Annotated in this window: 10 protein-coding genes; 2 read left to right on the top strand and 8 right to left on the bottom strand. The window is 63.7% G+C overall.

The window, feature by feature from the left end:
- Positions 1-40 precede the first annotated feature (40 nt).
- A complete protein-coding gene (locus NKJ12_RS12140; RefSeq protein WP_352478323.1) occupies positions 41-205 on the top strand; it encodes a hypothetical protein in 165 nt (54 codons plus the stop codon).
- Positions 206-269: 64 nt separating this feature from the next.
- Here NKJ12_RS12140 and NKJ12_RS12135 read toward each other — a convergent pair whose 3' ends face one another.
- Complete coding sequence (locus NKJ12_RS12135) at positions 270-1,022, bottom strand: metallophosphoesterase family protein (protein WP_352478321.1); 753 nt, start codon at positions 1,020-1,022, stop codon at positions 270-272.
- Positions 1,015-1,827, bottom strand: coding sequence for a nucleotidyltransferase family protein (locus tag NKJ12_RS12130; protein WP_254817010.1), 813 nt, complete (start codon positions 1,825-1,827; stop codon positions 1,015-1,017). The genes NKJ12_RS12135 and NKJ12_RS12130 overlap by 8 nt, the downstream gene beginning before the upstream one ends.
- Positions 1,828-2,538: 711 nt before the next feature.
- On the opposite strand from NKJ12_RS12130, the gene NKJ12_RS12125 reads away from it, so the two are divergent.
- The gene (locus NKJ12_RS12125; RefSeq protein WP_352689986.1) at positions 2,539-3,402 is read left to right on the top strand and encodes a hypothetical protein; all 864 of its coding nucleotides are present in this window, start codon (positions 2,539-2,541) and stop codon (positions 3,400-3,402) included.
- Positions 3,403-3,461: 59 nt separating this feature from the next.
- On the opposite strand, the gene amaB is transcribed toward NKJ12_RS12125, so the two are convergent.
- The 6 genes from amaB to NKJ12_RS12095 all read right to left on the bottom strand — a co-directional run bounded on the left by amaB (position 3,462) and on the right by NKJ12_RS12095 (position 11,415).
- Positions 3,462-4,973 carry an L-piperidine-6-carboxylate dehydrogenase gene (amaB, locus tag NKJ12_RS12120; protein ID WP_352689998.1) on the bottom strand — a complete coding sequence of 504 codons (1,512 nt, stop codon included), beginning with the start codon at positions 4,971-4,973 and terminating at the stop codon, positions 3,462-3,464.
- A 183-nt stretch (positions 4,974-5,156) separates the two neighbouring features.
- A complete protein-coding gene (locus NKJ12_RS12115; protein WP_254817008.1) occupies positions 5,157-6,419 on the bottom strand; it encodes an RNA polymerase sigma factor in 1,263 nt (420 codons plus the stop codon).
- Positions 6,416-6,790 carry a YciI family protein gene (locus NKJ12_RS12110; RefSeq protein ID WP_254817007.1) on the bottom strand — a complete coding sequence of 125 codons (375 nt, stop codon included), beginning with the start codon at positions 6,788-6,790 and terminating at the stop codon, positions 6,416-6,418. The genes NKJ12_RS12115 and NKJ12_RS12110 overlap by 4 nt, the downstream gene beginning before the upstream one ends.
- A gap of 81 nt (positions 6,791-6,871) precedes the next feature.
- Positions 6,872-7,993 (bottom strand): DNA topoisomerase IB, encoded by a 1,122-nt coding sequence (locus NKJ12_RS12105; RefSeq protein ID WP_352702868.1) that lies wholly within the window; start codon positions 7,991-7,993, stop codon positions 6,872-6,874.
- A gap of 118 nt (positions 7,994-8,111) precedes the next feature.
- Entirely contained in the window at positions 8,112-8,996 is an 885-nt protein-coding gene (locus tag NKJ12_RS12100; protein WP_352702866.1) for a transglutaminase family protein, read from the bottom strand.
- Between the two features lie 7 nt (positions 8,997-9,003).
- Entirely contained in the window at positions 9,004-11,415 is a 2,412-nt protein-coding gene (locus NKJ12_RS12095) for a circularly permuted type 2 ATP-grasp protein (protein ID WP_352702864.1), read from the bottom strand.
- Positions 11,416-11,418 lie beyond the last annotated feature (3 nt).

Genomic DNA, 11,418 nt, shown 5'->3' with positions numbered 1-11,418 from the left:
GACCTGTTGCGTTGTTCTGCGCCAAGAGGAGATGATTACGATGGCCACTATCCCCACACCCGAGCCGACACCGACGCCGGTGCCACCGCCTCCTATTCCCGATCCCAAGCCCGTGCGTGAGCCGGACCCCGACAGGCTCCCCGACGAGGACCCCGTTCCCAACCCGGATGAAAACGACATTCCACCGAAGCGGACGGCTTTTTAGCCGGCAATTGCCGTGATCGTTCTGCAGTGTGTACTGCGATTGCCTGCGCCAGTGGCGCCGCCTGTCAGATTTCGAGCATGGCGTAGGGGCGGCCGGTCGGCTTGGCGACATGCATGGCAACGTTATAGACCGACGCCCCGCCCGGCGTGCGGCCCTCGTAAGCGCCGCGATGCGCATGACCATGCACAACTGCGCTGACCTGGAACCGGTCTATCGTCTCGGCCAGACGTGACGAACCGAGAAACGGGAAGATCTCCAGCGGCTCGCCTTCGACCGTCTCGACGACAGGCGCGTAGTGCAGGACGACAAGCGTGCGTTTGGCGCGGACCTGCCGCATAGCGTTTTCAAGCCGCATCGCTTCGTTCACGCTTTCCGCCACCATCGACTTGATGGCCGGTTCGCCGAAGGAGCCGAGCATGCGCGATCCAAAACCGCCAACGAAACCCTTGACCCCCACGAACCCGACCTCATGAATCTCCGTCGCCTCGCCGTCGAGGAGGTGAACGCCCGCCTGGCGCAGAATATCGGTAACCTGCTCGACGGCGCCTGACTCATAGTCGTGGTTGCCAAGTACGGCGACGACCGGGATCGTGCAGGCACGCAGTTCCTCGGCAAGGATTTCGGCCTCCCTAGGCTTGCCGAGATTGGTAAGGTCGCCCGTCAGCACGAGAACCTGGGCTTCACGCGACATCTCGCCGAAAAGGTCGCGGTACGAGGCCTGGTCCTCCTTGCCGACATGCAGATCGCCGATTGCGGCGACCTTGAGAGTGCCGCCATTTTCCGCCTTTGCCGAAGCAGATTCGAGCCCGTCAGCCATCGCTATATTCTCCTTCACCGCCGACGTCGGCAAAGCCCCATTGCTTGACGTCGATCTCATAGTCGGTTCGTGAAAGCATGCGCCCGCGGCAGATCCGCATCCGGGAAGGCGGCAATTCGCGCTGCTTGGCCAGCCGGTCAAGCAGTTCGTCGAGCAGCCACGCGGGCACCCGGTCGCGCTCCGTCGGATAGATCCATCGGAAGTTCAAGAGATGCATCAGCAGAACTTCCCAATGGACTTCCATGTAGGAAAGCAGCCTTTGCCAGTCGATCTGGTCGTGCGCTTTGAGGATGGTATGCGCGACGTCGGCCCCATCGTGGCGGCCGCGATCCTGGATGAAGCATTTGGACCAGATAAGCTCGGTTGGGCCGATGATCCGCACCTGGCTGCCCAGCAATTCGGCCTGGCGAGCATGCTCCAGCCACTGGTCGTCGACAGGCATTGTGCCGTTCATCGAGGTGAAGATGACGTCGAAAAAATGCGTGCCCTTGAACACTTTGCCCAGCCACCGGTCGTCCTCGACCACGACGGCGTAGCCGATCTGCTTGAAATGGGCGAGGATGCGCGCGCAGTCGCCGGCCTTGCAGAAAATGTCCAGATCCTTGGTCGGGCGGGTGATCCCGGTATAGGCGCTTACGGCATAGGTGCCGGCGACGAGAAAGGGGATGCCGGTCGCGACAAGCTCGCGGATCGCTTCGATATAAAAGACCTCCGCTTCGGCATTGCGAGGCGTCGGGGCGGCTTTTGGATCGACCGACGGAACTGATGCCGGGATGGCGCTTTTCGGTGGGGGATCGATGATCATAAGCAATGGCTCCTGGCTCGGCAGACCAGCAGCCGCCTGTATCTAATAGCCAAGCATGCCCGATGGTTCCCGCCTGCTGCATCAGGCCGACACGCCGCCGTGGCCGGCCTTCGAAGCGGCTATGGGCGAGGTTGCGGCGGCGGCCATAAAAAGAAAAAATATGTGAGCGGCTACTTTTGGAGTCAAAATCGCAGCGCGGTCGGCCTCAAACGCGTCGAGATCGGCTCAAACGCGTCGAGGCGGAGTGGACCCCGCCATCCTCCGGTCCAGCAAGGATTGGCTTCAACATGGTTCCGGAGCTGTCGGAGGCGCTGCGCACCCGGCTTAACAGCCACTTGAGCGCCCGTAGCCAAACCGACTCTGTTTTTCGGAACGCTGCAGGCGGCGTGGCGAAAAGCCCATTCTCCATTTTGTAATTCCTCACTGTCTCAGTCCAATCAGCGTTCTTCAACGAGCAAAACTGGTGTTGGTTCCGCCTCGCCGTCGGGGAATGCGGGCTGGCCAGGCGAAGCCACCATTATGGGTTCAAGCAGGCTAGTCTCGCGCGGCAAGATCAGCGCCTCGCGAGATCGCATCCTCGGCGACCAAGTCGCGTAATTGCTAGCCGGCGGGATTCAGCTCGTATCCTGATGTGCCGGCTCTGGACACGGTCCGCGAAGGCTGAAATTGTGACCGGTATTTCCAGTTGCAAATTTGGTTGGGCTCGGCGGGATGGCGCTGGTTTCTGAAGATATTGCCAGCCATCCGGCATTGCGTCGGCACGTCCAGGCTCAGTCGCGGGCGCTGCTCCAGACCTATGAAGCGAACCCGCGGCTGGCTTCGGTGTTCGCCACGCAACAACGCTGGCTGATGGCCCATATCGGCCTTGCCTTGTATTTCGATCGAGAGCCGGACGACCATCGCAAGGGACTTACGTCCGCACGGTTCATGGACGGAATCCGCCGGCATTCGGTGGCCAGCCGCAACACCGCCGATGCCTTCCTGAAGGAGATGCTGCATTACGGTTTCATCCGGCATCTGCCGATTAAATACGGGCGCATCCGCCCCTTTGAGCCGGTCGCGGGCACTCTGGAGACGGTTGCCGGCTGGGTCATGGCTCATCTGAAAACGCTGGACAGCCTGGACGGTGGATCTCGACTGGCTGCATTCGTCGCACAACCGGACGTGCTCGCCAAACTGCAGCCGCTGGTGGCCGACGGCCTGCTTTCGTCGCATGCCGTGCGCGAGCCAAGACAGACTTTTTCCTTGTTCACCTGGCTCGACAATGGCGGCATCGTGATGGATTGGCTGATGTCCGGCGTCGATCCCGATCATGCCGACCTGGACCGAATTCCGACCGGTGTCGTCTCAATCGGAGATTTCGCGAACTGGCTCAAGCTTTCCCGGACCCACCTTTCACGCAAATTGCGCGATGCGGAGGAACTCGGCAGCATCGGCTGGCTGGGCCAGCGCGGTCATTCGGTCATGTGGGTGTCGAGCGAGTTCTATCAGGAATACATGACCGCCCAGGCGGTCAAGCTCGCCATCATCGATTCAGCCTTCGACAATTGTGTTGTAACTCCCGACGCCAGCTGAACCGCAAGCCGAACGCCGTCGTGGCGGCCTTGGCGCCGCCGCGACGGAGGTCTGGCATTTCAATCGATGTCGAACGACACGCCCTGCGCAAGCGGCAGCGCCTTGGAATAGTTCACCGTATTGGTAGCGCGCCGCATATAGGCCTTCCAGGCATCGGAACCGCTCTCGCGGCCGCCGCCGGTTTCCTTCTCGCCACCGAAGGCGCCGCCGATCTCGGCCCCTGACGTGCCTATATTGACGTTGGCGATGCCGCAGTCCGATCCGTCGACGCTAAGAAAGCGCTCGGATTCCTGCAGGTCGCGGGTAAAGATCGACGATGACAGCCCCGCTCCCACCGCATTGTGTTCTTCTAGCACGGCGTCGAAGTCCGAATATTTCATCACGTAGAGGATGGGCGCGAAGGTCTCCTCCGTCACTGGCGAAACCTGCCGCGGCATTTCGACCAGCGCCGGACGCACATAGTAGGCCTCGGGATGGCCGTTCTCGACCCGCATTCCGCCGGTTATCTTACCGCCATGCGAAGCCGCCTCCTCCAGCGCCTTCTGCATATTCTTGTAGGCAGCCTTATCGATCAGCGGGCCGACCAGAGCGCTTGTCTCCAGCGGATTGCCGACCGAGACGCTTCCATAGGCCTTCTTCAGGCGCGGAACGAGCTGGTCGTAGACGCTCTCATGCACGAACAGGCGCCTGAGCGTCGTGCAGCGCTGGCCGGCCGTGCCCATGGCGCCGAAGGCGATTGCGCGGAGCGCCATGTCGAGATCGGCCGTCGGGCAGACGATGCCGGCATTGTTGCCGCCGAGCTCCAGCACGGCACGGGCAAAGCGCTTCGCCAGCCGTGGTCCGACGTCCCTGCCCATGCGCGTCGAGCCGGTCGCCGAGACCAGCGGCACCTTGGGATGATCGACCAGGATCTCGCCGACGGCGCGATCGCCGATCAGAACCGGCGCCAGCCCCTTCGGCGCATCGCCGAAACGCTCTGCTGCACGCTTGAAGATCGCTTCGCAGGCGAGCGCCGTCAGCGGTGTCTTCTCGGACGGCTTCCACACCACCGCGTCGCCGCAGACCAGCGCAAGTGCTGCGTTCCACGACCATACCGCGACCGGAAAGTTGAAGGCCGAGATGACCCCGACGACGCCGAGCGGATGCCAGGTTTCCATCATACGATGGCCGGGACGCTCGGTGGCGATGGTCAGGCCGTACAGTTGCCGGGAAAGACCGACGGCGAAATCGCAGATGTCGATCATCTCCTGCACTTCGCCAAGACCCTCGGATGGGATCTTGCCGACTTCGATCGATACCAACCGGCCAAGCTCGGCCTTGTGTGTGCGCAATTCCTCGCCGAGCAGCCGTACCAGTTCTCCACGCTTGGGAGCTGGCACCTGCCGCCACGCCAGGAAAGCTTTGTAGGCATTGTCGATGGTCGTCGCCGCATCGGCCGGCGAGATGGTCTTCAGCGCGGCGATCTGCTCGCCGGTCACCGGGCTGCGGACGATGAGGTCGCCGCCCGTGAGCGCGCCTTCGGCAACGCCCAGTTTCGCCAGAAGCCCGGCCGTTTCCTTCGCAATCGTCATTTTCATCCCTTTCAGATCCCGTCGCTCATATGGCGTCGGTCCAAGCCTGGCGCCATACCCGCCCCCTGCCGGTTGGCACACCAGGCGCTGTCATGGCGTGGCATTACTCGTTTCAGGGAAAAATCGCCACCCCGGCATGGTCTAAGCAAAGGTCAGACCGTTGAACCAGGCGAAGGCGTCGGATCAATGCGCCGTTTGCTTGGCGCCTTCTTTCATCAGCCGGTCGATATGCATGCGGATATGCGCGGCCTCGGCGGCGGTATTGGCAAGCGCGATGGCGCGGTCGAAAGCGACGCGCGCCTCCTCGCCGCGGTCAAGCTGCATCAGCAGTCCGCCCTTGAGGCCGAAGAAATGGAAATAGCCGGAAAGCCGCCCCTCCAGCGGCTCGATCATGGCGAGTGCGGCTTCCGGTCCACGCACCTTGGAGACCGCGACGGCGCGGTTGAGCGTCACCACCGGCGACGGCTGCATCTGCTCGAGCAGGCCGTAGAGCAGGTCGATCTCGTTCCAGTCCGTATCCTCGGGCTTTTCCGCCCGCGCATGCAGTGCGGCGATCGCCGCTTGCACCTGGTACGGACCGGGCTTGCGATGGCGCAACGCCTTATCGACCAGCGCCAGGCCTTCATCGATCATCTTGCGGCTCCACAGGCTGCGGTCCTGGTCTTCGAGCAGCACGATCTCGCCGTTCTCGTCGAAGCGGGCAGGCGCGCGTGCATGTTGCAGCAGCAACAGCGCCGTCAGCCCCATGATCTCCGGCTCGGTCTGGAACAGCCTGAGCAGCAGCCGGGCCAGCCGGATCGCCTCTTCGCAAAGCGGCGCACGCGCCGATGCCTCGCCGCTGTTGCTGGAATAGCCTTCGTTGAAGATCAGGTAGACCATGGCAGCGACGGCGGCGAGCCGTTCGGAGCGCTCGACCGCTCCCGGCGTCTCGAACGGCACCCCGGCGTCGGCGATACGCGCCTTGGCGCGCGTGATACGCTGCTCCATCGCGCTCTCACCGACGAGGAAGGCGCGGGCGATCTGCTTGACCGTCAGGCCGGAGACGATGCGCAACGCCACGGCGATCTGCTGTGTGGCCGGCAGGTCTGGATGGCAGCAGATGAACAGCAGCCGCAAAATATCGTCACGGTAATGCGCCCCGTCCAGCCGCTCGGCGACGTCGCTCTCGGCATCTTCCAGGTCGGAGATCTGGTCCTCCTCCGGCAGCGGCGCCTGCTTGGCGCGCTTGCGCACCGCATCGATGCCGCTGTTGCGGCCGACGAAGATCAGCCAGGCTGCCGGATCGCGCGGCGGGCCGTTTTTCGGCCAGTTGTTCAGTGCCCTCAGGCAGGCGTCCTGGAATGCTTCCTCCGCCGCGTCGAGGTCGCGGAAGTAGCGCAGCAATGCCCCCATCACCTGCGGGCGAGCGGTGCTGATTGCCGTGCTGATCCAGGCGAGTTCGGTCATGCGGAAACCTTGGCGGGATTGAAGAGCGAGACCGGCCGGATTTCATAGGAGCCGCCGCTCGGGTTGACCTCGGAAAGCTCACGCGCGAAGTCGACCGCCTCATCGAGGTCGGCGCATTCGAGCGTGTAGAAGCCGAGGAACTGTTCCTTGGTTTCGGCAAACGGGCCGTCGATGACGATCGATTCGCCCTTGACCTTCCTCAGCGTCGTCGCCGCGGTCGTCGGCAAGAGCCGCGCCACCGGGCCAAGGCGGCCCGCCTGGGCATATTTTTCCTGCACACCCAGAAGTTTTTCCATGACGGCATCGTCCTGCTCCTTGCTCCAGGAGCAGACGACGTCTTCAGAGGCATAGCAGAGGATCGCGTAGAGCATGGTTCGTCCTTTTCTCAAAGGACGAAACACTAGGACCGATGCCGACATGGCGTCGACAAAAAAATACGCCGCGGTCCGACGTCAGCTTTCTCTCGCCTTCAGCCATCTCAAGACCAGGGCCTCCTCGTCGTCTAGCCCGGCGACCGAGCGCTTGCCTTTGTTGGCATCCGCCATTTCGTCGAGCAGCCGTCCTTCGGACCAGGCGCGGAAGACCTCCGGATGAATATAGCATTGGCGACAGACCGCGCGTGTGTTGCCAAGCCGCTCGGCAACCTTGTCGATGACATTGTTCATCACCCGCTTTTGCTGCGCCTGGCTTTCGGGACGTTCGGTTTGGGCAAACAGCGACGCGGCATGAATGGTGCCACCCCAGGTTCTGAAGTGCTTGGAACTGAACTCCGCTCCGACGTGTTCCCTGATATAGCGGTTGACGTCGTCTGAGCGCACCGGACGCCTGTTTCCCTCCTCGTCGAGATACTGGAACAACTTCTGCCCCGGCAGGTCCTGCGCTCCACGCACGACCTTGGCAATCCGGCGATCGACAAGCTTCAATCTCCATTCCTTGCCGGATTTGCCGATGAAGGCGAAGCGCAGGCTCGAGCCCTTGATGTCGACATGGCGGTCGCGCAGCGTGGTCAACCCAAAACTCTTATTGTCGCGCGCGTAGGCGGCATTGCCGACACGGATCATCGTGTTGTCGAGCAGCCAGACGATAGCCGAAACGACGCGTTCCAGCGGCAGGCCGTGACGGCGCAAATCGACGTCGATCTGCCGCCGCAGTTCGGGCAGGCTCTCGGCGAAGGCGACCAGGCTCGAATATTTGACGCCGTCACGCTCCTCCGCCCAGTGCGGGTGATAGCGGTATTGTTTGCGTCCACGCTGGTCCCTACCGGTCGCCTGGATATGACCATCGGAATCCGGCGAGATCCAGACGTCCGTCCAGGCCGGGGGGATGGCGAGCGCCTTGATGCGTGCCAGCGCCTCCCCGTCGACAATCCGCCCGTCGGGTCCTTTGTACGAGAACCCCTTGCCCGAACGCAGCCGGCGAATACCGGGTTCAGTGTCGGTGACATAATTGAGCGAGGCCCGAACGGCCGAGGCTTGCGCGCCATTCTCCAGCGCCCCGTTCCGCGGCACCCCGTTCTTTGGTGCAGCTTTCCTCACAGCCGATCGGCCAGACGACGACTCGGATTTGTCGAGCATGTCCTCTCCACGGAATTTCCGTAGATAAGCCGCTTGCCGGCTGCGGGTTCCACCGCCTCTTGATCTCTTGGTTCCAGAACAGCCTATCGACGTCGCCGTGCAACGAAGACATGCGTCATCACGCCTTTTCGAGCACGACCGGTATGACGTCGACCGCCTGTTCGCCGACCTGCCCGCCCGTGGTTTTCAACACGCCGACGATCGGCGCCACATCGGAGTAGTCGCGGCCGTAGCCGACCGTGATATGGTCGTTGCTTGCCCGCATGCCATTGGTCGGATCGAATTCCTGCCAGCCGGCATCGCGTCCGCACCACACCTTGACCCAGGCATGCATGGCGTCGGCGCCTTCGAGCCGCGGCTTTCCGCGCGGCGGGATGGTGCGCAGGAACCCGCTGACATAGCCGGCAGGAATGCCGAGGCCGCGCAGGCCGGCGATCATGATGTGGGAAAAATCCTGGCAGACGCCGCGCTTCAGGCCGAAGGCGTCGCTGGCCCGCGTCTGCACGGTGGTCGCCTCGCCGTCATAGGTGAAATCGCGGTGAATGCGGTTGCACAGAGCCATGGCCGTGCCGACTGTCGAACTGCCGGCACTGTCTTTCGCATAGGCAGTGATTGCCGGGTCGATGCCGGCATGATCGCTGGTGGCCAGAAAGTGATGCGGCGACGCCGGCGCCAGCGAGTGCACGGCGCCGAGTTCTTCCCTCAGCCGGCGTATGTCCGGCGATACGTCGAGCCCGGGCTCCGGCCGCGACACTGAAACACGCGCGCTCATCCTGATGTCGAGCGCATCATGCGCGTTACGAAAGGCGATCGAGGTGACACTGTTGCCGAAAAAGTCGGAAAAGTCGGAGCGTTCGCTGGGCGCCGGCACAAAAGACAGTGAAGCGGCGACGACGCGCTGCACGCCAGGGATGGTCGGCGGCAGCACGCGCACCTGATGGCGGCCGCCACCGGCCGCCGCATCATAGTCGTAACGCAGGTGAAGCCTGATGTCGTAGAGCATGCTGTCTCTACCCGAAATAGGCTTTGGCGAGGCTGTTGTAGAGCCCGCCGATTTCATTGGCGAGATCGCCGAGGGCCTCGGCCGTCATGTCCGAGGGCTCCTTGATGGCGATCGACGTGTTGAGCTGCAGAATTTCCTTGGCCGCCGGCGACATATGGCCTTCAGCCCCGACGGAGGGCAGCAGCGCGATTTCGGCCTTCAGCCGTTCGAGCTGGAAAAGGATCGAGCGCGGGTTGAGCGGATCGAGCGCCAGAAGGTCGACCACCGTGCGCCGCCCCGCCTGCACCGGATATTGCCGACGGTGCGTCATGACGCTGTCGCCGATCTCCAGCATCATGTCGAGTGCGCCTTCAGGCGCCTGGGCTCTGGTCAGCCGGGCGAGCGTGCGGGCGATCTGGATGCCGCGTTCGAGCCTGCGGCCGATTTCGAGGAAACGCCAGCCGGCAAAGCGGTACATGTTCTCGTGCAGCAGGCCGGAAAACCCGGCCAGCTTGCGCAGGATCACCGTCATTGCCCTTGTCGCGTCATCGCCCGGCGCCACAGTGGCGGCAAATTGATGGATGGTCTTCGACAGATCCTTCAATGCCAGCCAGCCATCCGGCGAGAAACGGTCTCGGATCTGTCCGGCACTGTAGACGGCGCTGTCCAGGGTGCTGATGAGCCCCAATGGGATTGCCGTCTCGACGTCGATGCCGAACGGCGCGAGATGGTCCCTGATATCGGCGAGCAGCGGCATCTCGGGATCGGATGTCTCGGCCAGCCGCACATGGTAGGCGCGCAGGATGCGCACCGTGTCTTCCGACCGCTCGATATAGCGCCCAAGCCATGTCAGGTTTTCCGCCGCGCGGCTGGGCAGGCTGCCTGGCAAGGTTCGGGTAAAGCTGTCGTGCTCCTGCGGCAGCAGCGTCTCGCGCTCCACCGGCCTGTCGCTGACCACCCAGACATCCGCCGCCTGGCCGCCACGCTGCATGGCGATGGCCGTCGGGTCGAGCGAAAAGCCGACACGGGCAAAACCGCCCGGCATCACGGTCCAGCCTTCGGGCGTCCGCGCCAGATAGACGCGCAGGCTTGCCGGCCGCGGCTCCAGCCAGCCGCCGACATAGACCGGGGTGGTCGACAGCGTCACCGCTTCCTGGCCGACGAAGTCGCCGCCGTCCCGTTCGATCCGGGCGACGAGTTCGGCCCGCTCCTCGACCGACAGCGCTGACCCGAGCTTGGTCGAGCCGTCATCCTCGAAGGCGAGCCGCGTCGACAGCGCCGGACCGATCACCATGCTATCGATATTGGCGAGCACATGCTCGCGCTCCGCCTCCTGCCCGCACCACCACGTCGCCACGGTCGGCAGCAGCAGTTCCTCGTTGCGCAGGGCGCGCGAAATCTTCGGCAGGAAGGCGAGCAGCGCGCGTGTCTCCATCAGGCCGGAGCCCAGCGCGTTGACGGCCGAAACCGCCCCCTGCCGGACCGCTTCGACCAGCCCCGGCGTGCCGATCTGCGAGTCCGGCCGCAGTTCGAGCGGATCGGCGAAGGCGGCGTCGAGCCGCCGCCACAAGACGCTCACCGGCATCAGCCCCGAAACCGTGCGCACCATCAGCCTGCCGCCCGAGACGGTCAGGTCCTCGCCCTCGAGCAGCATGATGCCGAGATAGCGGGCGATATAGGCATGTTCGTAATAGGTTTCGTTCAGCGGTCCCGGCGTCAGGATGGCGACACGGCCACCGGCTTGCTTGGCCATGCCGATCAGCGCATCGCGAAAACGGCGGAAGAAGCCGGCCAGGCGGTGCACATGCATTTCGCCGTAGATGTCGGACAGCGCCCTGGTGGTGGCGACGCGGTTTTCCAGTGCGAAGCCGGCGCCAGATGGGGCCTGTGTGCGGTCGCCAAGCACCCACCAGCGGCCGTCCGGGCCACGACCGAGCTCGAAGGCGCAGAAATGCAGGAAATGGCCGCTGGCCGGCCTGGTGCCGACGACCGGCCGCAAATATTCCGGGCTGGCCGCGATCAACCCGGCCGGCAGAATGCCTTTCTCGACCAGCCGGTTCGGCCCGTAAATGTCGGCGATGGTCTCCTCGAACAGATCGGCGCGCTGGACCAGGCCGGCGCTGATGTCAGCCCATTCCTGCTCCTCGATCAGCAGCGGCACATGCGCCAGCGGCCATTCCCGCTCGTTGGCGCCGGCCTTGTCATAGACGCGGTAATAGACGCCGGCGTCGCGGAGGTATTGGTCGGCGCGGGCGAAGCGCTGGGCAAGCTTTTCCGGCCCCAGGTCCTCCAGCGCCTCGATGAAGTGCCGCCAGGCCGGCCGCGGATTGCCCGACGCATCGACCATCTCGTCGACGACGCCGTCGATCGGCTGGTAGTGCTCCAGCAGACTGTGGGTCTGCGGCTTGCTGCGCAGCCTTTTGTGATTCCCCTTCGCCATGGC

The organism is Mesorhizobium sp. M0195 (genome assembly GCF_040322115.1).
Taxonomy (GTDB): Bacteria; Pseudomonadota; Alphaproteobacteria; order Rhizobiales; family Rhizobiaceae; genus Mesorhizobium.
The sequence above is the reverse complement of the archived record's forward strand: the minus strand, read 5'-3'. Positions and strand labels throughout refer to the sequence as shown.